This window comes from Streptomyces sp. MS06 (genome assembly GCF_047200655.1).
Lineage (GTDB): Bacteria > Actinomycetota > Actinomycetes > Streptomycetales > Streptomycetaceae > Streptomyces.
Genome location: NZ_JBJZOJ010000055.1, coordinates 1 through 22,290, shown reverse-complemented (window position 1 = coordinate 22,290; position 22,290 = coordinate 1). Strand labels below are relative to the sequence as shown.

The 22,290-nt window shown below is 72.5% G+C and carries 20 protein-coding genes, 1 pseudogene and 1 riboswitch; of the genes and pseudogenes, 4 read left to right on the top strand and 17 right to left on the bottom strand.

What is annotated here, in order from left to right; genetic code table 11:
- Positions 1-49: 49 nt before the first annotated feature.
- Both ACL02U_RS25315 and ACL02U_RS25310 read right to left on the bottom strand, forming a co-directional pair.
- Positions 50-1,342 carry a class I SAM-dependent methyltransferase gene (locus ACL02U_RS25315; RefSeq protein ID WP_412793238.1) on the bottom strand — a complete coding sequence of 431 codons (1,293 nt, stop codon included), beginning with the start codon at positions 1,340-1,342 and terminating at the stop codon, positions 50-52.
- Between the two features lie 410 nt (positions 1,343-1,752).
- Positions 1,753-3,135 (bottom strand): NAD(P)/FAD-dependent oxidoreductase, encoded by a 1,383-nt coding sequence (locus ACL02U_RS25310; RefSeq protein ID WP_412793237.1) that lies wholly within the window; start codon positions 3,133-3,135, stop codon positions 1,753-1,755.
- 516 nt (positions 3,136-3,651) lie between these two features.
- Here ACL02U_RS25310 and ACL02U_RS25305 point away from each other — a divergent pair.
- Positions 3,652-3,906, top strand: a pseudogene (locus ACL02U_RS25305) (type II toxin-antitoxin system RelE family toxin).
- Positions 3,907-3,943: 37 nt separating this feature from the next.
- Here ACL02U_RS25305 and ACL02U_RS25300 read toward each other — a convergent pair.
- The 11 genes from ACL02U_RS25300 to ACL02U_RS25250 form a co-directional block, all read right to left on the bottom strand.
- A complete protein-coding gene (locus ACL02U_RS25300) occupies positions 3,944-4,897 on the bottom strand; it encodes an exopolyphosphatase (protein WP_412793236.1) in 954 nt (317 codons plus the stop codon).
- Positions 4,894-5,433 carry a DUF501 domain-containing protein gene (locus ACL02U_RS25295; RefSeq protein ID WP_412793235.1) on the bottom strand — a complete coding sequence of 180 codons (540 nt, stop codon included), beginning with the start codon at positions 5,431-5,433 and terminating at the stop codon, positions 4,894-4,896. Before ACL02U_RS25295 ends, ACL02U_RS25300 begins: the two co-directional genes overlap by 4 nt.
- Positions 5,434-5,460: 27 nt before the next feature.
- Positions 5,461-5,940 carry an FtsB family cell division protein gene (locus ACL02U_RS25290; RefSeq protein ID WP_412793234.1) on the bottom strand — a complete coding sequence of 160 codons (480 nt, stop codon included), beginning with the start codon at positions 5,938-5,940 and terminating at the stop codon, positions 5,461-5,463.
- A gap of 113 nt (positions 5,941-6,053) precedes the next feature.
- A complete protein-coding gene (eno, locus tag ACL02U_RS25285) occupies positions 6,054-7,334 on the bottom strand; it encodes a phosphopyruvate hydratase (protein WP_412793233.1) in 1,281 nt (426 codons plus the stop codon).
- 509 nt (positions 7,335-7,843) lie between these two features.
- Positions 7,844-8,575 (bottom strand): transglycosylase family protein, encoded by a 732-nt coding sequence (locus ACL02U_RS25280; protein ID WP_412793232.1) that lies wholly within the window; start codon positions 8,573-8,575, stop codon positions 7,844-7,846.
- 4 nt (positions 8,576-8,579) lie between these two features.
- Positions 8,580-8,747, bottom strand: a riboswitch (cyclic di-AMP (ydaO/yuaA leader).
- A 220-nt stretch (positions 8,748-8,967) separates the two neighbouring features.
- Positions 8,968-10,110 (bottom strand): transglycosylase family protein, encoded by a 1,143-nt coding sequence (locus ACL02U_RS25275; protein ID WP_412793231.1) that lies wholly within the window; start codon positions 10,108-10,110, stop codon positions 8,968-8,970.
- Positions 10,111-10,401: 291 nt separating this feature from the next.
- Positions 10,402-11,937 (bottom strand): cytochrome P450, encoded by a 1,536-nt coding sequence (locus ACL02U_RS25270; RefSeq protein WP_412793230.1) that lies wholly within the window; start codon positions 11,935-11,937, stop codon positions 10,402-10,404.
- Positions 11,934-13,070 (bottom strand): nucleoside triphosphate pyrophosphohydrolase, encoded by a 1,137-nt coding sequence (locus ACL02U_RS25265; RefSeq protein WP_412793229.1) that lies wholly within the window; start codon positions 13,068-13,070, stop codon positions 11,934-11,936. Before ACL02U_RS25265 ends, ACL02U_RS25270 begins: the two co-directional genes overlap by 4 nt.
- A 224-nt stretch (positions 13,071-13,294) precedes the next feature.
- Positions 13,295-13,942 (bottom strand): SurA N-terminal domain-containing protein, encoded by a 648-nt coding sequence (locus ACL02U_RS25260; RefSeq protein WP_412793228.1) that lies wholly within the window; start codon positions 13,940-13,942, stop codon positions 13,295-13,297.
- 144 nt (positions 13,943-14,086) lie between these two features.
- On the bottom strand, positions 14,087-14,692 hold the full coding sequence (locus ACL02U_RS25255) for a hypothetical protein (RefSeq protein ID WP_412793227.1): 606 nt from the start codon (positions 14,690-14,692) through the stop codon (positions 14,087-14,089).
- Positions 14,693-14,848: 156 nt separating this feature from the next.
- Positions 14,849-15,166, bottom strand: coding sequence for a hypothetical protein (locus ACL02U_RS25250; RefSeq protein WP_412793226.1), 318 nt, complete (start codon positions 15,164-15,166; stop codon positions 14,849-14,851).
- 296 nt (positions 15,167-15,462) lie between these two features.
- On the opposite strand from ACL02U_RS25250, the gene ACL02U_RS25245 reads away from it, so the two are divergent.
- Both ACL02U_RS25245 and ACL02U_RS25240 read left to right on the top strand, forming a co-directional pair.
- Entirely contained in the window at positions 15,463-16,212 is a 750-nt protein-coding gene (locus ACL02U_RS25245) for a hypothetical protein (RefSeq protein WP_412793225.1), read from the top strand.
- A 219-nt stretch (positions 16,213-16,431) separates the two neighbouring features.
- Positions 16,432-16,797, top strand: coding sequence for a hypothetical protein (locus ACL02U_RS25240; RefSeq protein WP_412793224.1), 366 nt, complete (start codon positions 16,432-16,434; stop codon positions 16,795-16,797).
- 182 nt (positions 16,798-16,979) lie between these two features.
- Here the strand turns inward: ACL02U_RS25240 and ACL02U_RS25235 are convergent, their stop codons facing one another.
- Together ACL02U_RS25235 and ACL02U_RS25230 are read right to left on the bottom strand one after the other, a co-directional pair.
- Positions 16,980-18,773, bottom strand: a complete 1,794-nt coding sequence (locus ACL02U_RS25235) for an insulinase family protein (RefSeq protein ID WP_412793223.1) — start codon at positions 18,771-18,773, stop codon at positions 16,980-16,982.
- 6 nt (positions 18,774-18,779) lie between these two features.
- Positions 18,780-19,736 (bottom strand): hypothetical protein, encoded by a 957-nt coding sequence (locus tag ACL02U_RS25230; RefSeq protein WP_412793222.1) that lies wholly within the window; start codon positions 19,734-19,736, stop codon positions 18,780-18,782.
- A 180-nt stretch (positions 19,737-19,916) separates the two neighbouring features.
- Here ACL02U_RS25230 and ACL02U_RS25225 point away from each other — a divergent pair, with 180 nt between their 5' ends.
- Entirely contained in the window at positions 19,917-20,360 is a 444-nt protein-coding gene (locus tag ACL02U_RS25225) for a hypothetical protein (RefSeq protein WP_412793221.1), read from the top strand.
- A gap of 556 nt (positions 20,361-20,916) precedes the next feature.
- Here ACL02U_RS25225 and ACL02U_RS25220 read toward each other — a convergent pair.
- Both ACL02U_RS25220 and ACL02U_RS25215 read right to left on the bottom strand, forming a co-directional pair.
- Entirely contained in the window at positions 20,917-21,741 is an 825-nt protein-coding gene (locus ACL02U_RS25220) for a DUF6008 family protein (RefSeq protein ID WP_412793220.1), read from the bottom strand.
- A gap of 334 nt (positions 21,742-22,075) precedes the next feature.
- Positions 22,076-22,290: hypothetical protein (locus tag ACL02U_RS25215; protein WP_412793219.1), on the bottom strand; the 215-nt coding region annotated here is incomplete at its 5' end.

The following is a 22,290-nucleotide window of genomic DNA, read 5'->3' as shown; positions in this document are numbered from 1 at the left end:
GGGTCCGGGTCCGGAGTCCGGGTCCCGTCCCGGGTTCGAGGGGGCCAGGTCAGCTCCAGGTGCGGGCCCGCAGCGGCATCCCGGAGGTGCCCGGTTCGGGGGTGCGCACCGCCAGGACCTGGTTGACGCCGATCCGGTTGCGTTCGAAGGAGAGCGCGGAGGCCGCCATGTACAACCGCCAGACGCGGGCGCGTCCGGGGCTGGTGAGCCGTACGGCCCGGGTCCAGTCGGCCTCCAGGTTGGCGACCCAGCGGCGCAGGGTGAGCGCGTAGTGCTCGCGGAGCGCCTCCACGTCGCGCACCTCGAACCCGGCGGACTCCAGCTGGCCGACGGTGGCGCCGATCGGTTGCAGCTCCCCGTCCGGGAAGACGTAGGCGTCGATGAACGCGTCGACGTGGTACGTGGACTCGTCGCGCTGGGGGCGCCGGGCGATCTGGTGGTTCAGCAGCCGCCCGCCGGGCCGCAGCAGGGCGTACAGGGTCCGGGCGTACTCCACGTACCGTTCGGCGCCGACGTGCTCGGCCATCCCGATGGAGGAGACGGCGTCGTACGGCCCGTCGGTGACGTCCCGGTAGTCCTGGACCCGGATCTCCACCCGGTCGGTGAGTCCCTCGTCGGCGACGCGCTTGCGGGCGTACGCGGCCTGCTCCCGGGAGAGGGTGACGCCGACGACGCTGGCGCCGTGCTCGCGGGCGGCGTGAAGGGCCATGGAGCCCCAGCCGCAGCCGACGTCGAGGAGCCGCTGTCCGGGCTTCAGGCCGAGTTTGCGGCAGACGAGTTCGAGCTTGTCGCGCTGGGCCGTCTCCAACGTGTCGCCGGCGTCGGGCCAGTAGGCGCACGAGTAGACCATGGACGGGCCGAGGACGATCTCGTAGAAGTCGTTCCCGACGTCGTAGTGGTGGCTGATGGCCCGCCGGTCGGTGCGGCGGGTGTGCAGATGGCCGCCGCGCCGGCGCACCTCCTCGGGGGGCGGGGCGGGCGGCAGCGGGGGTCCGGCGAGCTTGAGCAGTCCGCGCACCCCGGCCCGTACGTCCGGATCGCGCACCGCCTGCCGGAGGGTCCGCGCGTCCTCTCCGCGGTCCCAGATCAGGCCGGACATGGCGTCGAGGGCGGCGAACAGGTCGCCCTCCACGTCCAGGTCCCCCGCCACCCAGGCGCGGGCCAGGCCCAGTTCGCCGGGTTTGAACAGCAGCCGGCGCAGGGCCCGGCGGTTGCGCGCAACCAGGGCGGGTCCGTCCGGCGGTCCCGCCTGGGAGCCGTCCCAGGCGCGGACGCGGATCGGAAGGGGGGTTCCCAGCACCTGTTCGACGAGCTTCTTCAGCCGCGGTGCGGCATCGGCCATGGCGCACACCTCCGTGAGGAGAGATCCGGATGTCCGGTCACCACGAAAACACCAAGACGCCCGCGGCGCAGTCCCGCCACGGCGTCATTACCGAGCAAAAACCGGCGCAGGCCGCCGTTCGGCCGCTTCGGAGGGTCGCGCGGCCGGACGGGCCCGACGGCCGCGGCGGGCCAGGCGGTCGGGCTGTCGGGCGGGTTCGACGACTGCGACGGGTCAGACGGTCAGACAGTCGGGCGGGTTCGACGACTGCGACGGGTCAGACGGTCGGGCGGGTTCGACGACTGCGGCGGGTCAGGCAGACGGGGTCGGTCAGACGAGGGGCGGGCGGATGCCCGCGGACGCGCCGAAGGGGCCGCCCGCACCACGGATGGCGGGCGGCCCCTTCGGGGTGTCGCGTTGCTGACCGGAGGTCAGGAGGCCTTGGCCTTCTCCTCGGTCCGGGCGGCGGCCGGGGCGGGGGCCGGCTTGGCAGCCTCGTAGAACTCCTCGCGGGGGGACTCCAGGGCGCCGAGGGCGACGACCTCGCGCCTGAGGAACATGCCGAGGGTCCAGTCGGCGAAGACGCGGATCTTCCGGTTCCAGGTCGGCATCGCCATACCGTGGTAGCCGCGGTGCATGTACCAGGCGAGCCGGCCCTTGATCTTGATCCTCATCTTGCCCATGACGATCATCGCGACGCCCTTGTGCAGGCCCAGGCCCGCGACCGCGCCCTTGTTGGCGTGGCTGTACTCCTTCTGCGGGAAGCCCCGCATGCCGGAGACCACGTTGTCGCCGAGCACCCGGGCCTGGCGCAGCGCGTGCTGGGCGTTCGGCGGGCACCAGGCGTTCTCGTTGCCCGCCTTGCGGCCGACGAGGTCGGGGACCTGGGCGTTGTCGCCGGCGGCCCAGATGTAGTCGGTGCCCTGCACCTGGAGCGTCGCCCCGGTGTCGACGTGGCCGCGGGGGCCGAGCGGCAGGCCGTAGCGGGACAGCACCGGGTTCGGCTTGACGCCGGCGGTCCAGACGATGGTGTGGGAGTCGACCTCGAGGCCGTTCTTGAGCACCACGTGGCCGTCGACGCAGGAGTCCATGGAGGTGGAGAGGTAGATCTCCACACCGCGGCTCTCCAGGTGCTCCTTGCCGTAGGCGCCCAGCTTCGGGCCGACCTCGGGAAGGATCTTGTCGGCGGCGTCGACGAGGATGAAGCGCATGTCCTCACGGGACACGTTCTTGTAGTACTTGGCGGCGTCCCGGGCCATGTCCTCGACCTCGCCGACGGTCTCCGCGCCTGCGAAGCCGCCGCCGACGAAGACGAAGGTGAGCGCCTTGCGGCGGATCTCCTCGTCGTTGGTGGAGTCGGCCTTGTCGAGCTGCTCGAGGACGTGGTTGCGCAGGCCGATGGCCTCCTCGACACCCTTCATGCCGATGCCCTGCTCGGCGAGGCCGGGGATCGGGAAGGTGCGGGAGACGGCGCCGAGCGCGACCACCAGGTAGTCGAACGGCAGCTCGTACGCCTCGCCCACGAGCGGGGCGACCGTGGCGACCTTGAGGTCCTGGTCGATGGTGGTGACCCGGCCGGTGAGCACCTCCGCCTTCGGCAGCACGCGGCGCAGCGGGACGACGACGTGGCGCGGGGAGATGTTGCCGGCGGCGGTTTCGGGGAGGAAGGGCTGGTAGGTCATGTACGAGCGCGGGTCGACGACCGTGACGGTCGCCTCGCCGTAGCGCATCTTCTTCAGAATGCGACGAGCTGCGTACAGGCCTACGTACCCACCGCCTACTACGAGGATCCTGGGACGCTCCGTGGTGCTCATGCCATCGAGTATCCACCCGCCCCAGGGGGGTCCCTCGTGCGCCCCTTCACAAGCTCCGACAGGCTCTGTGTTACACTCCCCCGCTCACATGATCGACATCATGCGGGCACAGGGGGCTCGCGATGCCGCCCTGTCCGTTGTCAAGGCCGCGTGAGCTGCCTCTCCGGGATGCGGCGGCCACTGTGAGGGCTCCGCGGCACCCGCTCCGCAGCAGCCCGCGGGGCGCGCCGCACACTCCCTTCTGAACACGTTCAAGGGAGAGTTGGGGCCCGACCGGGGCCCATCGACCCCTTGCCGGGGCTCCACCGGGCCCGATTCCTTGTGAAGAACTTCACGAACTTTCTCGCCGGACCGTCGCCACGAGTCCCCGAAGGACCCCGCCGGACCGCTCATACGTTACCCGACCTGCTCAACCTGAGGCTACCAGCCAGTAACAAATCAGGGCTCCCCACCACCCCGCAACGCCGTCGAGGACCGCCCGCGAACGCGACTCCCGGCACAGCGGCACAGCGTCGGCTGCGAGCCATCAGCCGATTCGACGCCGTGCGCATCCTGACCGCACTGACCGCGCTGACCGCGCTGACCGCACTGACCGCGCTCGGTGACGATCCGTACCGCCAGGACGCCGACGACGAGAAGCCGTACGGCCCGTAGGGCCTCTACCGGCTCCGGGTCGGAAGCAACCGGGTGGCCCACCGGATCGACGACGGTGAACTTCTCGTCCTCGTCGTCAAGGTGGGCGACCGGCGGGACGTCCACCGCAGCCCGTGACGCTCCGCCCGACGCCACCGCCGTCGGGCAGCGTCCCTCAACGCGCCTCGGCCGCCGCGTGGAAAGCGATGCCGTCGAGGATGTCGTGCTCGCTCACCACGACCTCCTCGGCACCGATGCGCTCCATGATCGACAGCAGGACCAGCGCGCCCGCCGCGATCACGTCCACCCGTCCGGGGTGCAGGGACGGCACCGCCGCCCGCTCGGCGTGGGTGGAGCGCAGCAGTCGGTCGGTGATCTCGCCGACCCGGGCGCGGGAGACCCGCGAGTGGTGGATGCGCGCCGAGTCGTAGGCGGGCAGGTCCTGCGCGATCGCCGACACCGTGGTCACCGAGCCGGCGAGCCCCACCAGGGTGCGCGCCTCGCGCAGCGGGACCGTCTCCTCGGCCAGGTCCAGCGCCCGCTCGATGTCGGCCCGCATCGCGGCGACCTGCTCGGCGGTGGGCGGGTCGGCGACCTCGCCGCCGTGCACCAGGTGGCGCTCGGTCATCCGCACGCAGCCGACGTCGACCGAGCGGGCGGCGCGCACCCGGTCGTCGCCGATGACGAACTCGGTGGAGCCGCCGCCGATGTCCACGACCAGGTAGGGGCGCGGGAGGTGGTCGGCGCCGGCGAGTTCCCGGGTGGCGCCGGTGAAGGAGAACTCCGCCTCGCGGTCCCCCGTGATGACCTCCGGCTCCACGCCCAGGATGTCCATCACCCCGCGCACGAACTCGTCCCGGTTCTCGGCGTCCCGGGAGGCCGAGGTCGCGACGAAGCGGAGCCGCTCGGCACCGTGCTCCTTGATCACGGCCGCGTACTCCCGGCACGCGGCGAAGGTCCGCTCCAGGGCCTCGGGGGCGAGCCGTCCGGTGCGGTCCACCCCCTGGCCGAGCCGCACGATGGTCATCCGGCGGTCCAGGTCGACGAGTTCGCCGGTGGCCGGATCGGCGTCGGCGACCAGCAGCCGGATGGAGTTCGTACCGCAGTCGACGGCAGCCACTCGGGTCACTGCCCCTCCTCCTCGCGCTCGGTCCCGGCCGCCACGCACGGCCCCTTGCGCCACCACTCGGGCAGCATCTCGATCGCCTCGTCTCCGAGCGGGTTCACACCCGGCCCCGCGGCCAGCGAGTGCGCCACCAGTACGTGCAGGCACTTCACCCGGTCCGGCATCCCGCCCGCGCTGGGGAAGCCGGCCAGCTCCTCGATCTCGTCCCGGCGCCGGACGTAGTCCTCGTGCGCGGCCCGGTATGCGGCGGCCAGTTCCGGATCACGGGCGAGCCGCTCGGTCATCTCCTTCATCACGCCGTTCGCCTCCAGGGTGCCGATCGCGGAGGAGGCGCGGGGGCAGGTGAGGTAGTAGAGCGTGGGGAAGGGGGTGCCGTCCGGCAGCCTCGGCGCCGTCTCGACGACGTCCGGCTGCCCGCACGGGCAGCGGTGGGCGATGGCGCGCAGCCCGCGCGGCGGCCGCCCGAGCTGCTGCTTGAAGGCCTCGACGTCCGCGTCGGTCGGCTCGGTGCGGTCGGTGGTCGGCGGGGGCGTGTCCATGACTGTCTTCGGATGTCTTTCTGTCGGTCACTGGTCGGAGGCGTCGGCCTTGTCGACGCCGTCCCAGACGTTGGAGTACCAGGGGCGGTCGGTCGCCCGCCGGTCGGTGTGCGTCTGCTCGGCCGCGCCCCGGTCGACGACGATGTACCCGGTCTCCCCGGGCATCACGTAGTGCAGCCGCCGCCGGATCTGCTGCTCGGCGTAGGCGTCGTCCTGCCAGCGCGCCTTGAGGTCGCGGAGTTGCTCCACGCGCTGCTCGGCCTGCTGCCGCTGTCGCTTCAGGTCGGCGATGTCCGCGCGCTGGGACACGTACTGCCGTATCGGGTAGGCGAGCGCCACGACGAGCGAGCACAGCACGAGGGCGAGCAGGGCCGCGCGGCCGGTGAGGCGGGAGCGGCGGGCCTGCCGGCGGGTCTGGGACCGGTAGACCCGGGCCGCCGTCTGCTCGCCGAGCAGGCGCAGTCTGGTCGTGGTGGAGAACCGGTCCCGGTCGTCCCTCCCGGCCATGTCCCCGCCTCCCCTCCGAGCGTGCTCACACGTGCGTACGTCCCCGCACACGGTACGGGACCGGGTGCGGGGACGTACGGAGGACTGGCTGGAGCGCGGTCCGGCTCGCCGGGTCAGCCCTTGAAGCGCGGGAAGGCGCTGCGGCCGGCGTACACCGCGGCGTCGTCGAGGATCTCCTCGATGCGCAGCAGCTGGTTGTACTTGGCGACGCGCTCGGAGCGGGCCGGGGCGCCGGTCTTGATCTGGCCGCAGTTGGTGGCGACGGCCAGGTCGGCGATGGTGACGTCCTCGGTCTCGCCGGAGCGGTGGGACATCATGCACTTGAAGCCGTTGCGCTGGGCCAGCTCGACGGCGTCCAGGGTCTCGGTCAGCGAGCCGATCTGGTTCACCTTGACGAGGAGGGCGTTGGCCGAGTTCTCCTCGATGCCGCGGGCCAGGCGCTCGGGGTTGGTGACGAACAGGTCGTCGCCGACCAGCTGGACCTTCTCACCGAGCTTCTCGGTGATGATCTTCCAGCCGTCCCAGTCGTCCTCGAACAGCGGGTCCTCGATGGAGACCAGCGGGTACGCCTCGACCAGCTCGGCGTAGTACTCGGTCATCTCGGCGGCGGAGCGGCTCTTGCCCTCGAAGGAGTAGGAGCCGTCCTTGTAGAACTCGGACGCGGCCACGTCCAGGGCGAGCGCGATCTGCTCGCCGGGGGTGTAGCCGGCCTCCTTGACGGCCTCCAGGATGAGGTCGAGGGCCTCGCGGTTGGAGCCGAGGTCGGGGGCGAAGCCGCCCTCGTCGCCGAGGCCGGTGGCCAGGCCCTTGCTCTTCAGGACCTTCTTCAGCGTGTGGTAGACCTCGGCGCCCCAGCGGAGGGCCTCGGAGAAGGACTCCGCGCCGATCGGGGCGATCATGAACTCCTGGATGTCCACGTTGGAGTCGGCGTGCGAGCCGCCGTTCAGGATGTTCATCATCGGCACCGGCAGCAGGTGCGCGTTCGGGCCGCCCAGGTAGCGGAACAGCGGCAGGTCGCTGGCCTCGGAGGCGGCGTGGGCGACGGCGAGGGAGACGCCGAGGATGGCGTTGGCGCCGAGCGAGCCCTTGTTGTCGGTGGCGTCCAGGTCGAACATGGCCTGGTCGATGAGGCGCTGCTCGGTGGCGTCGTAGCCGACCAGCTCCGGGCCGATCTGCTCGATGACGGCGAGGACGGCCTTCTCGACGCCCTTGCCCTGGTAGCGGTTGGGGTCGCCGTCACGGAGCTCGATGGCCTCGAAGGCACCCGTCGAGGCACCGGACGGGACGGCGGCACGACCCGTGCTGCCGTCGTCGAGGCCGACCTCGACCTCGACCGTGGGGTTGCCTCGGGAGTCCAGGATTTCCCGGGCTACGACGACGTCGATGGACGGCACGAGCATCTCCTTCTTGGGATGTGACGCTGGAAGTGCGGGGCCACGTGAGCCTTGCGACTAGAGCCTAACCGTCTCAGGGCCATCGGCCAGCCGACCGACCGGCCCGTGGACAGGACCGACCGTACCCTTTGTTTTCTAACGGAACAAAGGGGAGGGCGCCTTTTCGGAACGACGGCCCGGCGGAACGGGTGCGGGGCGGAGGGGCCGCGCAGGGCGGACCGGGTGCGCGGTGGAAGGGCGACGCAGGGCGGACCGGGTGCGCGACGGAAGGGCGACGCAGGGCTGGCCGGGGTGCGCAACGGAAGGGCGGGCGCGCCGCGTACCGGGGTCGGCCGGCGCGGGGGCCGCACGGGGGCGTGCCGGGCGATCCGCAGAGGGGGTTGCGCGGCGATCCGGAGGGGAGCGGGCGCGGCGGCCGTAGGGGGCGGGGGAGGAAAAGACCCCGCCCCGGTGCGTACGGGGGAACACGCACCGGGGCGGGGAGCCCGTGGGGACGGGGCCGCTGAACCTTACTTCAGGTGCAGCTGCTGACCCGGGTAGATGAGGTCGGCGTCGTCGATGATGTCCTTGTTGAGCTGGAACAGCTTGTGCCAGCCGCCCTTGACGTGGTGGCTCGCCGCGATCGCGCTGAGGCTGTCGCCCTTGACCACCTTGTACTCGCCGTCGCCCTTCCTGACCTTCTTGCCGGTCGGGGTGGTGACGGTCTTGTGGCTCTGCTCGGTCTTGTGCGTCTGAGCCGGGCGCTCGGCGGAGCGGGAGGTGCTCTGCCCGGTGGAGCGCTGGGTGGTGGACTGGCTGCTCTGACCGCTCTGACCGCTCTGGCTGCTCTGGCTGCTCTGGCTGCTCTGCGTGGAGCCGCCGTTGTAGGCCGCGCCGGACAGACCGGTGCCGCAGACCGGCCAGGCACCCTTGCCCTGGCCCGCGAGCACCTTCTCGGCGATCGCGATCTGCTGCGACTTGCTCGCGAGGTCGGCGCGGGCGGCGTACTGCGTACCGCCGTAGGCGGCCCAGGTGGAGGCGGTGAACTGCAGGCCGCCGTAGAAGCCGTTACCGGTGTTGATGGACCAGTTGCCGCCGGACTCGCACTGGGCGACGGCGTCCCACTCGGAGGCGGTGGCGGCGGAGGCGGTGCCGGACGCGATCAGCGGGGCGGCGACGGCGGCGCCGGCGACACCGGCGATGGCGATGGCGCGGCTGGCCTTGGACGGACGACGGTGCTTGCCCTTGCCGGAAAACAGCATGGAAGGATCCCCTCACCGACGCCTGCGAGGTGAGCTGTCGGGTTCGGGCCTGGTGAGTTGCCCGGCCGGCCCCTCCTGGGAGGCACGGCTTCACCCCAAGCCGGTCCGGTTCGACTGCCCGGCACGGCACTTACCTTGGGTCCCCCGCTCCTGCCTACGGCGCTCGAAGCGACGACTGTTCCCGAGCGGCCGCTGGCAGGATTCGGCGTTGCGGCAGCCGGGGCTCGCGGTGACGAGCGATCCTGACGGTAGACACGCGATCCGCCGGAATTCAAAGACGATCAGGGCTTCTGAGACTCATCCCACAGTTTCGCCAAACCGGACATCAGACATCGAACGGGGCGTTAACTCCCAGTGTTTTTGCCCGGTTCAGGCGACCTGCCGGAAACCGGCTACGCGTCGGCGTGCAAGGTCTGACCGGGGAGGATGTGGCCGGGGTCGGCACCGACGACGTCCTTGTTCGCGGCGTAGAGCGCGCGCCAGCCGCCGTCGACGCCAAGGGAGTCGGCGATGGAGGCCAGGGTGTCGCCGGCGCGGACGGTGTACGAGTCACCGCCGTCCGCGGCATGCCGACCACCGGAGGCGGCGGCATCGGTTCCGGCACCCCTGGCATCCGGCACACTCGCGACATCTCCGGCACCGGGGGCATCCTCGTTCGCCCTGGGGCCGCGATGCCGGCCGGTACCCAGCGCACCGGTGTCCACAAGGTACGAAGAACCGGCGCTCTGCCCCTCGTTGCCCGGATCGCCGGTTTCCTCACTTTCTCCGGAAGTCGCCCCGGAAGTCCCGTCGGCACCCTGCGGGTCGGCGACACCCGACGGCGCCCCGGCGGGGGAACCGTCACCCGCCGCACTCCCCCCACCAGAGGAGGGCGACAGGGAGGGCGAAGCGGACGAAACATCCCCGGACGGTGCCGAATCCGGCGAACCCGTCGAAGTGCCGGAAGAGGACGAAGCGCTGCCCGGCGAAGCAGAGGAACCGGCTACCCCCGAGGATCCGGCCGGGGCCGACCCCGCCCCATCGGACGCGCCCGAGTCGCCGAAGTCGCCGGAGCCGTCCGGCGATCCCGGTGAATCGGACAGCCCGTGCGAGCCGGACGAGCCGGATGAAATTCCCGAACCCGCCGAACCGGCCGAACCTGCTGATCCGGAGGATCCGGACGATCCGGATGCTTTGCCCGAGGTTGCGTCACCCGCGACACCGGTGTCGACATCGGCCGATCCGGAGTCCTGGGCGAGACCCGAGACCGGCCCGCACAGCGGCCAGTGGCCGACGCCCTGGTCCGCCAGCACCTTCTCGGCGACCGCTATCTGCTGGGAGCGGCTGGCGAGGTCGGGGCGGGCCGCGTACTTCAGGCCACCGTGCGCCTCCCAGTCCGCCTGGGTCAGGTGCAGTCCCCCGTAGACGCCGCTGCCGGGGTTCGCACTCCAGGAGCCGCCGGTCTCGCACTCCGCCACCTTGTCCCAGGTGCTGCCGTCGGCCGCGTGCGCGCCGGCGGCGCCGAGGAGCGGGATGGCGATGGCGGAACCGGTCACTCCGGCCGCGACGACGAGAGCCGGAGCCTGACGGGGGCGACGGTGACGGCCGTTCCCGGTGAGCATGCAGGGGCCTTTCGCGAGACAGCGGGGACCGGCGTGGCAGGTGATGCGATGCGCCACGCTGACGAGTGAACGTATCGGCTGACGATCAGTTGTCACAAGTTAATGCCGCGCAGATCACGTGAAGATCACAGAAGTGAGCATGTGTCAGGTCGGTGGTGTGGGTTCCGTGTTCCCGTCGGGCCCGGGACCGGGAGGCGCGGTACGGCGGCGGACGCCACCGCCGGGTCACGGCACCGTGCGCCCCCGGTCGACGGGCGTGAACTCCACCGGCAGGGTGCGCAGTCCACGCATGATGAGTCCGCCGCGCCACCGCAGATCCGCCGGATCCGCGGCCGGTCGCAGGTCGGGCAGGCGGGTCAGCAGGGTGGCGAGCGCGGTACGGCCCTCCAGCCGGGCGAGCGGCGCTCCGAGGCAGTAGTGGATGCCGTGCCCGTACCCGAGGTGCTGGTTGTCGCCTCGGGACAGGTCGAGCGTGTCGGGGTCGGTGAAGCGGTCCGGGTCGCGGTCGGCGGCGGCCAGGACGACCAGGACCGGGTCGCCGGGTGCGATGTCCCGGCCGCCGATACTGACCGGCCGGGTCGCGAAGCGCCAGGTGGCGAGTTCGACGGGACCGTCGTAGCGCAGCAGTTCCTCCACGCCGGTGGCGAGCAGAGCCTGGTCGCCGGCGGCCAGCGAGGACTGCAGCCGGGAGCGCTGGCCGGGGTGGGTGAGCAGGGCGTGGGTGCCGTTCCCGATCAGGTTGACGGTGGTCTCGAACCCGGCGAACAGGAGGATGAACGCCATCGCGGCCGCCTCGTTCTCGGTCAGGTGCTCACCGTGGTCGGAGGCGCGGATGAGACCGGAGATCAGGTCCTCGCCGGGGGCGGGTTCGGCGGGCAGTGCCTCGCGCTTGCGGTGGATGAGGTCGGCCAGGTAGCCCCGCATCTTCTTCACCGAGCGCGCGACGCCGCCGCGGGGCCCCTTGCCGTGACGGATCATCATGCCCGCCCAGTCCCGGAAGTCGTCCTGGTCCTCCCTGGGCACACCGAGCAGGTCGCAGATGGCGTAGATGGGGAGCGGGAAGGCGAACTCGTGGATGAGGTCGGCGCTGCCCCGCGCGGCGAACCCGTCGATGAGCCGGTCGGTCAGCTCCTGCACGCGCGGCGCGAACTCCGCGACCCGGCGCGGCGTGAACGCCTTGGACACCAGGCGGCGCAGGCGGGTGTGGTCCGGCGGGTCGATGTTGAGCAGATGGGTCATCAGCTCCGCCTTGCGCTCCCCCGGGATGCCCGTCTTCCCCTTGGCGTGCGCCGGCTCGTCGTGGTGCGCCGGGTTCTTGCTGAGCCGCGGGTCGGCCAGCGCCTGCTTGGCGTCGGTGTACCGGGTGACCAGCCAGGCCTCCACGCCGCTGGGCAGCCTGGTGCGGTGCACCGGCGCGTGCTCGCGCAGCCAGGCGTACGCCGGGTACGGGTCGCTGGCGAACTCCCAGCCGAAGAGTTCGGGGGCGGGCTCGGGGACTGCGGCCGCGTCCGGGTCCGGGTCCCCATTCGGGTCCGGGTCCGCATTCGGGTCCCCGTCCGGCCTCGGGTCCCCGTCCGGACTCGGGTCCCCGTCCGGCCTAGGGTCCCCGTCCGGCCTCGGGTCCCGGTGCGGGTGGGGATCGGGCCGGGGGTGCGCCTCCCGGTGCTCCCGCTGGAGCGGACATCCGGGCGGGGGAGCGGAGGACGGATCCGGCTCCGGCTCGGGGCCGGGCGGGGGTGCGGGGTGGGGCTGGTCGGTCACTCCTCGACGGTATCCGCCGGACGGTGCGACTCGACGTCCCGGTGGGCGGACCCCGCCGCCGGCGGGACGGTGTCCGTCTCCGCACCGCCGGGCCCGCCGGGCGCGGACGGCACGCCTCCCCCGACGGCGCGGGCCGCCTCCGCCTCCCGGATCGCGTCCCGGTAGGCGCGGGCCGCCGCACGCAGCGCCGTCTCCGGGTCCACGCCCTCCGCCTCGGCGCGGGCCGCGAGCGCCAGCAGCTCGTAGCCGGGACCGCTGCCCGAGGGCAGCGGCACCGCGAGGTCCGCCGTGCGCGCCCGGGAGGCCAGCTTCGCGGCGAGGGCCAGCGCGGGCTGGTGCAGCGGGATGCCCTCGGTGACCGAGCCGCGCTGCTTCTCCGCCGCCTTGGTGCGCAGCCAGTGCGCCTTCACCTCGTCGGGGGTGGTGGCCGTCTCCTCCCCGAAGACGTGCGGATGGCGGCGGATCAGTTTGGCGACGATGCCGCCGGCGACGTCGTCGACGGAGAACGGCTCCTCGGGGTCCTCCTCCGCGATCCTCGCGTGGAAGACGACCTGGAGCAGCACGTCGCCCAGTTCCTCGCGGAGCTCGTCCCGGCTGCCGTCCTCGATCGCCTCCACCAGCTCGTACGCCTCCTCCATGGCGTACTTCGCCAGTCCCCGGTGGGTCTGCCGCACGGACCACGGGCACTCGGCGCGGATGCGGTCCATGACCTGCACCAGGTCCAGCAGCCGGGCGCCGGGCAGGTCGTACGAGCCGGGCAGCAGCTCCAGCTCGGGCATCGCCACCCGGCCGGAACCGGCGAGGCGGGCGAGGCCGTCGGTGAGGGCCGGTTCGCCCTCGCCGGCCGCCACCAGGACGACGGTCCGTCCGCCGGCGCACGCGTCGACCAGCTCCTGCGCCGTCGGCGCCGCCTCCTCGACGACCAGCCCGGCCTCGCGGAGGTGCGGCAGCTGCGGGTGCGCGGCGTCGGCGCAGAGCACCAGGTCGGCCCCGCGCAGCACCTGCCAGGCCGGCCAGGACAGCAGGCCGGGGGCGACGCGGTGGCTGGTGGTGAGCAGGACGAGGCGGCCGGGCTCGGTCGCACGCGGCTCCCGGTCCGGTCCGGGGGCGGCTGCGGGGCTGGTTGCGTTCACGGTCCGAACGTAACCCACGGCTCCGTACGCACCGCCGGCCCGCCCCCGCGGCCGGCGGGGAGGACTGGGCGGGGGCGGGGAAGGCACCGGGGGTCCGGGTGCGAAGTGCGGCGGGTAGGCGGCCACGGCACCGCCGCGCCCCCTTCGGTCCGCCGGCGCCCAGGTCGGCCGTCATCGCGGCCTCGGCCGGTACGGCGGTGTCGGCCGTGTCGCCCCGGCTGCCGTCAGGCGGGCTGCCGGCTCTTCGCCGAGGTGACGTCCCGGACCCACGGCGTCTCGACGTCGACGCGGCCGGCCTTCTTCACGTCCCAGGCGCCGTACCGCGGGTTCAGGTCGACGGCGAGCTCCTCGGAGGCCCGGGAGAGGGCCTTCCAGAAGGCGGGCTTGCTGGTGTCGGTGCCGAGCGCGCCCGCGAGTTTCTGGGCCTCGACCTGGAGGCGGAGGTTGTCGTCGAGGCGCTGCGGTGCCACGTTGTACTGCTGCAGCCAGGCCGTCCGCAGGTTCTCGGCACCGCCCAGGCGCTGTTCGAGACCGGTCCTGAGCTGCTCCACGTCGCTGCGGGAGACGGTGACGCCGGCGTCCTGGGCGGCACGGTGCAGCACCTGGTCCAGCACCATGGTGTGCAGGGTGTCCCGGGTGAGGTTCCCGGTCCCGGAGACCACGCGGGCGTACTGCGCCGGGTCCGGCACCGCCTCGCGCTGGGCCGAGCGCACCTCGTTCACCCTGCCCTCCAACTGGGCCACGGTGATCCGCTGACCGCCGACGACGGCCGCAGCGCCGGGGTGCGCGTCGTTTCCGCAGGCGGTCAGGGACGGCACCGCGGAGGCGATCACGGCGGTGAGCAGGAGCGCGGTGCGACGGCGGCGGTGCAAGGAAACCTCCCGAGGAGATTGTGCGGCGGTGCACAAAGTCTTGCGGTGATCGATGGTATGCAGTGGCCCAGCTCTGGCCAACCCATTCGACCAACGATTCACCGGCACTTCCGTTAGCGCCGCGCGCCCGTGCGAAGCCGGTACTCAGTCCCGACTGTCCACCGCCTGCTCGACGGCGCCCGCGACCGCGGCGCGGAGTCCGTCGCCGGCGGCGACCGAGGTCACGTTCGCCGCGGTGTGCCCGCCGCCGTCGCCGACGAGCACGAAGTCCACGTCCTTGTGCCCGGACGCCGCGTCCCGGGCCGCCGGGACCTCGGCGGGGCCGACGGCGAGGACGACGTCGCAGGAGCGCTGCAGGAGGCTGTTGAGGAACGGGCGGGCGCTGCCGACGCTCTGCTTCCCGGTCACCGGCGCGTAGCTCACCCGCGCGTGCGTCTTCAGGGAGGCGTCCTGCATGCCCTGCCAGACCCGGGCGGCGGTGGTCCCGGCGGTGATCCCCTTGTCGTCGGTGAGCAGGCAGGCGTCGATGTCCTTGTAGGCGCGTGCCCGGGTGTCGGGGAGGGGCGGACGCCCGTCGTCGTTCCCGAACAGCAGGAACGCCGCCCCGGCGAGCGCGCCGGCCACCAGCAGTGCCCCCGCCGCGAGTGCGACACCGCGCCCGCGCGCCGCGCGCAGCCGGTTGGCGGCGGCGCGCCCGACGGCGGCGAACCGCCCCGCGGGCTCGTCGCGTGCCGGTCGTGACTGCGACACCTGTCTGACTCTCTTGACCACGTGCTGCCCGCTTCCCCGCTCCGCCTGCCCTGCCACCGCCGTCCCGGCACCACCGCCGTCCCGGCGCCACGACCCTCCCGGCACCACCGCCGGTGCCGCGATCCGATCTCCGATACGGCGTACGCTCCCGGCGCGTCAGCGCCCTTCGTCCGCCTGGGGCCACGCCCTCCACACATGGAGCGACGCACCCACCATCGACAGCAGGACCAGCACGAGGTCGGCGCCGAACTCCCATCCGTGCGTGACCTCGGGCGTCAGGCGGAGGTCGGCGATCCAGGCCACCAGGACCGCGCTGAAGAAGCCGAAGGCCCACCAGTCGGCGCGGTCGCGCCGCCGCAGCGCGAGGACGAGGGAGGGTACCGGGCACAGCAGCCCGACACTGAGCACCGGCAGCGCGGCCAGGCCGGCCCGCAGGGTGAACGGCCGGAGCACCGGCGCGGCGATGACCTTCATGACCCTACTCTCTGCGTATGTCGGGTAAGTGACCGGGCGTCCGGCCCCCGAGGCGGATCGCAACCTAACCGACACGGTCACCCTGGTCGGAAAACCCCACTTCCCGGAAATCACAAGAATCCCTCAAGGCCCGGCAAAGCCTGGGGCTCAGGACCTCTCCTTGACCATTGCTTGAGGCGCAGGACACCTGTTCGTGTCCCTGGTCCGCCTAACTTCGACAAGTTGTCGATCACCCGGTCCGGCCGTCGAGGCCGCCGAACGGCATCCGCCTTCACCAACCTTCTCCAAGGATCCCGATGCGTCTCCCGTCCCGTGCCGCCGCGCTGCTCGCCGCCGCCGCACTCCCGTTCGCTCTGGCCGCATGCTCCTCCGGCTCCTCCGGCTCGAGCGGCTCCACCGGCTCCACCCCGGACGCCACCGCCTCCGCCAAGCCGGCGAAGAAGAAGGACCCCAACGCGGGGCTGCTGACGGGAGAACAGCTCAAGGCGGCTCTGGTCCCCGCCTCGTCCTTCCCGACGGGGTACACGCCCCTGAAGGACGGCTCCGCGGACACCGGCAAGGACTTCCAGGCGCAGGAGGTCAAGGCCATGGGCTCCCCCGACTGCACGCGACTGGGCGCCACCGCCTGGATCGCCACCACCGCAATCTCCGGGGTGTCGTTCGCGCAGAACGGCTACGGCACGAAGACCGAGGAGATGGACCAGGAGATCGACGAGTTCCGCGGCACGGCCGCGCAGCAGGTGATGGAGCGGATACGCAGCCTGGCCACCACCTGCGCGACGTACCTGGTCCCCGACGACCACACCAAGGTGACCGTCAAGGGACACACCCTGACCGGAATCGGCGACGAGGCCTTCAGCATGACGCTCACCAACCGGGCCTTCTCCGGCGACACCCTGGTCGCCGTACGGGAGGGCACGGCAGTGATCACCGTCCTCTCCTCCCGCGGCCCCGACGACGGCGTCTCCTCCGCCAAGAAGCTCGCGAAGGAGGCCGCCGCGTCGCTGAAGAACGCGGTCGCCAAGGCGCAGAAGGAGACCGCCTGACCCCCGGCACCGGGCCGGTACCGAACCGGTGCCGGCCCCGCGCCACCACCCGTGCACCCCGGTACCCCCGCTGCACAGGGGCGCCCGGGAACGCGTCTGCCCCGACGGCCGGTTGAGCGGTACCTTCCCGGCCGCAGCACCCCGGTCTTGCTCTACTCTTTCTGCACGTTCTCCACTGCTCTGCCGCCACCACCCCGGAGAACGTGGAGGAGGAGCACCGTGGAACGGCGTCTGGAAGCAGGCTGGTTCCAGCGAACGGCCTGGTCGGCCCTGGTCTGGGGGTCTCTGGGCCTGCTGGTCTGGGTGCCGTTCCTGTACGTCGCCATCCGCCGCGGACGCCCCTCCGACTGGGGCGCCTTCGCCTCGTTCGTGCTGTACGAACTGGTCACCGTCCCGCTGGCGATCTCCACGAGCGACGGCAGCGGCAGCCCGCTGCTCGGCCTGGCGGTCATCCTCACCCTGCTGATCGCCACGGCCATGCTGCTGTTCGCCGTGTTCGACAGGAAGACCGCGCGGACGGCGTACCCGGCAGGCCCGCCGGCGGCGCCGCCCGCCCCCGGGTACGGATACCCGTACGGCCGCTGACCCGTACGGCCGCTGACCCGGACGACGCGGGACCGCCGACCCGGACGACGTACGGCCCGCCGCCCCGGACGACGCACGGCGACCGGCACGGCCACCCGACCGGCACGAGCCACCCGTGCACCAGTGCCCACGTCGGTACGCCGCGCACCCCCGTACCGCCCGGCGCGGCACCGCCGGCCGGTTCACCCCCGCCGGGTGCGGCGCAGGATCCGTACGACCGGCCAGACCAGCAGCCCGGTGACGACCCACAGGAAGACCGCCGTGCCCACCCAGACCCCGGTGCCACCGGTCTCCGGGTCGTTCCCGAACAGCGTGGTCGACAGGGCGATCAGAGCGAACAGTCCGGCGAGAAGGCCGAGGACGACCACCGCCGCCGTCTGGCCCGCGGTACGCCGCCGGGGCGCGGCCGACGACCCGCCGCGGGCGGTCCCGTCCGCGGCTGCTGCCGTCCCGCCGCCCGCGGGGCTTGCGGCCGTCTCCGGCACCGGCCGCTGCTGACGGGGCGGCAGCAGGACCACCGCGGACGGGGGCACGGCGGCGTCGAAGGTCGCCATGGTGTGCGCGTCGACGCCGTACGGGCCCGGCTCCACGTCGACGACGATCCCGTCGGTGCCGATCAGCCGGCGCCCGCCGTCGGGCCAGCGCAGCACCGCCGCGCACGCCCGGTACGACACGGTCGCCGCGGTCTCCGTCCCGTCGGCCTCCCGGGCGACCAGGCTGACGCCTTCGGCGCCGATCACCAGAGCCGGATCGCCACCGCGCCCGGCTCCGAACCGGCGGCCGGTGACCGTGTACGGCGAGGTGGACGGGGCCTCCGTGTAGCCGGCCCAGTCCGCCCGGTGTCCCGCGGGCACCTGCATCAGCGCGGTACCGGCGGCCTCCAGGGCGACCGCGTGCACCTGCTCGGGTGTCACCTGCCACAGCTCGGCGCGCATCTCCTCGACGGACCGCGGAGCCCGGCCGACCAGCAGGTCCTCCGCAGCCCCGACCAGCCGCCGCACGGCGGCGTCCGGCGCGGTCAGCGCGGCGTCGGCCCTGGAGCGCACCGCCTCCACCTCGTCCTGCCCGACACGGCCTGCCTGGAGTGCGGCGAGGACGTCGACGAAACCGCCGAGCACGGCGTCCTGCTTGGCGGGCAGCGAGTCCGCGAACGCGGCCACCCGGGCGAAGCCGTCGCGGCGGGAGGCGTAGTCGGTGGCGGCCGTGTAGGAGTAGCCGCCCTCCTGGCGCAGCGCGCGGGACAGCGCCCGCTCCAGCACACCCGCGTACACCTCGGCGGCGGTGCCGGCGGTGACGACCGCGTCGAGCAGCACACCGCCCTTCCCGTCGGAGAAGTAGGCGGGGGTGACCGGGAGCGCGGAGGTGACGGCGGGCAGGGCGCGGCGCTCGCCGGGGGCGAGCTTCACCGAAAGCCCCGCCGGCAGCCGCTCCCCCGCGATCCACAGCACCGCGTTGCCCTGGGTGAACCAGCTTCGCGCCCAGTGCCGTACGTCGTCCGGGCGCAGGCCCGGCACACCCCACTCGGGGTAGCTGACCAGCCCGTAGCCCTGCGCTCCGTACCGCCACAGCGGGAGTTGGGGGTTCTCCCGCCGGGACTCCTCGGTGCGCAGGATGTCCTTCTCGGTCTCCAGGCGGTCCATGGGCAGGTCGGCGAGGGAGGCGCAGACGCCGTGCAGGTAGGCGACCACCTCGGCCTCGGTGCCCTCCATCAGGAAGTGCGTGAACGCGGCCTTCGTCGCCCCGTTGAAGTCGTGCGCGGCCAGTCCCATCCGGTGCAGCGCGAGATGCTCGACGAGGTGGGTGACACCGGTACGGGCGAGCGTCTCGTCGGCGACACCGACGCGGAAGACAAGACCGGCGCGCATCGGCCCGGCGGAGTGGGCGAAGAGGGTGGGGATGCCGTCGACCTCGGTGAGGTGGAGGGCGGCCTGAGGGTTCATCGTCGGCCTCTGTTCGGTGCGGTCATCGCCGGTCATCGCCGGTCATCCCCGGGCGAGAGCGGTGTCGCGGTGTCGGATGTAGGTCTCGGCGGGGTCCGCGCCCAGCTCCGCCCACGGGTACTCGGAGGCGAGGTTGCCCAGCCCGCGGAAGCAGGCGGCAGCACGGGGCAGGTCCCCCATGAGGGAGAACAACGCGGCGAAGTAGCCCTGGACGGTGACCCAGCCGTAGCCGCGATGGAAGCGCGGGTGGAGCACCGACCGCTCGGCGGCCTCGACGAGTTCGGCGCGCACGTGGTCCTGCCGCAGGTACGCCTCGCGGTCCTTGCTCGGCACGGAATGCCGGTGCTCCATGTGCACCTCGGCCACGAGCCCCCCGTTGAGGGCGCCTTCCGGCGCGGCCAGCATGCACTCCCGGGTGAACGCGTGCGCGGCCTCCCAGCTGCCGCCCCACTTGGGGCACAGCTTCTGCAGCAGCCGCGCCTGCCCGGTGAAGTGGTGCGGATGGTGCTTGGCCAGTTGGTCGTAGCGGCGCCGCGACTCGTTCTGCCCGAGCTGGAGCCCCATCGCGGTGGTGAGCCGCTCCGCCCAGGCCGCGTCGAACGCCGGGTCGAGCGCGGTCGCCCGGATCAGCAGCTGCTCGGCCTGGCGCAGATGCGCGTGCAGGCCGGCGAACTGCTCCCGGCTGACGTGCTCGGCGCGCGCCGTGGTCCGGATGCCCCAGCCGATCTGCACCTCGCGGGCGCCCAGCACGGTGAGTGCCAGCACGTCCCGGGGCGCGGCGGCGACGATGCCGCGCAGCCACTCCTCGATCCCGGCCACCTCCCCCAGCTGGCGCACGGCGAAGCTCCGGTCGGTCCCGTACGGCAGCCCGCCGACGTAGTCCCGTATCGCGTCCCAGTCCCGTGCGGTGGCGGCCCGCCGCAGCCAGTCCGCCTCGGGGAAGGCGGAAGCGATCTCGAAGTCCGGAGGCGGCAGCGAGCCGGTGGCGGGGTGCGACATGCGGCGCATCGTAGACGAGCCCAACGACATTGCCGGAAAGCGGGTTTCAACGCCGCGACCTGGAGAAACACCGACCATCGCTTGACTGTACGCGGACCATACGGACACCTTTCCGTCACCTGGCGTCCGTATCGTTCGCACCTCTGTGCCCGCGCTCCCCTGCCGACCCCGGAGTCCTCCATGGCCCTCAAGTCCCGCCGCAAGCGCCAGCTGCTGGAGGCCGCCGCACCGCTGATGCTCCAGGGCGAGCAGATCGAGCTGACCACCCTGGCGGGCGTGGGATCGGTCTCCGTCCGCAAGCGGGCCCTCACCGCGGCCGTGGTCGGCGTGCTGAGCGCGGGCACCGTGATGGCCACGGTCACGCCCCGCCCCCTGTACCTGGTCCTCACCGACCAGCGCCTGCTCTTCTTCGACGGCAACCGCGGCGGCAAGCCCGGCCCGCTGGTCCTCAACCTGCCCCGCCCCTACGTCACCGCGGGCGGCTCGAAGAAGGCATTCCTGGGCATGGGCTACGTCACCTTCCTGTCGGTCGCCGGCCAGGAGGGCGCCCTGAAGGTCGGCTTCCCGGTGCAGCACCGCGGCGACGGACCGCGCCTGGTCGCGGGACTGCCGGTCACACGGTGAGAGGTCGCGGACCAGCCGACCGGGATACGGCTGCCGTCGCCGCGGTGTGCGCGTCCCGCCTCCCGGGCGGCGACGAAGAGGCAGGGCCGGCAGGGACGGGCTGATCCGCGCTGCGGCCCCGGCGCGGCCGCCCAGTTGCCGCCCCACATGGCAGACCAGCAGCTCCGGGCCGGCGAGGTGTCGGGAAGGGGAAGCGTCCGCTTGCCCGCCTCCACCACGAGCACGATCCGCCCGTCGGCGGCGTGCGGCAGCCAACGGCAGGCCGAGGACCTGCGCCGCCCCTGGGGCAGCCCTATGAAAGCCGGACGCACGGCCGCCCCGGCCCGCCCCGGCCGGCGATGATTTGTCCGTCGGGGATCTGTCCGGCGAGGAGCCCGCAGCCCCGCCGGAAGACGGCCCGGCCGGCCGCCGCACCGCAACAACTGGGCACGCCCGGCCCCGGGCGGCCGCCCGGCAGCCTGGACCAGCACGAGGCCCCGCTTCCAGGATGCCGGCAGAACCTTGAAACGGCTTCGGCGACCAAGGAACGCGAGCAGCAGCCGGGCTGAACGCCGAGCTAGGCCGAAGTGGACTGACCGGACAGCGCGTCCGACGTCACGGCGTCCGCCGCGACGCCCGCCCGCGCGGCAGACACGACGGGCACCGCGTCAGCCGACGGGGCGTCGACTGACGGGGCGTCGGCTGCCGGGTGGGCGCCTGCCGCAGACACGTCGGCGTGAGGCTGGAAGGTGGCTTCGACCTCATGCCGCTCATGCCACAGGTGCCACACCGCGATACCGAAGATGACCGACCCCACGACGTTGGCGATGAAGTGCCACCAGATCCGGTACGTCCACAGCCCCTGCCCCGGCTCCAGCAACCCGAACCAGGTGGACAGACCGATGGCCTGTTTGGCGCCCAAGGCGACCGACAGGGTGAGGGCCAGGTGTTCCAGGCCGTGTATCCCCTGCATCCACATGCCCATCTTGCCCCACTTGCGGGCCTTGGTACGCATGGCCCGCCGGGTGATGACCACGACCCCGGCCAGGCCGGCCAGGAAGATGAAGTTGCCCGTCAGGTGAAGGATCTCCATGCCGAGCGAGGGCTTGGAGGTGTCCACCTGATCCATGCCGCGTGCCAGGCCGTCACCCCACGGCGTCATCCAGGGCGGTGACTGCGAGTTGGCGACCCAGTACCCGGCCTGGGCGAAATGTTCCTGTATATGCCCGATCTGCCCGACGATACCCAGGCCGATCACGCCCGCGGAGGACCGGTAGAGCCAGGGACGCACCGACCTACGGCTGGCGAAGGCCAACACCGCGACGGCGACCCACATGGCCACGGCCCAGAGGATCAGCACCACAGCTCCCGCTGTGTCCCAGAACGATGCAGGACCTCCCATAGTCCGCTCTCCTTTGCATCCGACGACGTGACGGAATGTGCGCCGGTAGCCAGAAGGGAGAGCCTTCTGGAGGATCCCCCCGGGCAGCGGCCTCCCACTACTTGAGCCGACAAAGCCGGGTGCGCGCGTCTTCCAGATTGCCGTCTCGCTCGGGGACGCCCGCGAAGGGAACACCACGGCAGCCACGGACCAGCCGCCCATCAAGACCACGGCCCCCAACCGGCCGCCAGGGCTTGGTCCTGCCCGGCGCTGCTCCGTCGCTCTCACGATCGGCCCAACAGAGCAGGTACGGGCCTGGCACCACAACCCGGATGCCGTGAAGCCTCTTCCATCTTCACTCTGCGCTGGCCACATGCAGGGTGAGCACGGCCTGAACAGGGCTCGTGATCCAGGTGGTCGAGCGCCGGGGATCGAATCGCCCTCGCGTCAGCATCGCCCCCTTGCGGGACTGCCGCAGCGGCCGTCCACGCTGGCCGGTCCGCAGCACCGGCGCAGGAAGCGTCACCCGTTCGTCTCCACGCCACCGGCCACCACAACATCGCCCCCACC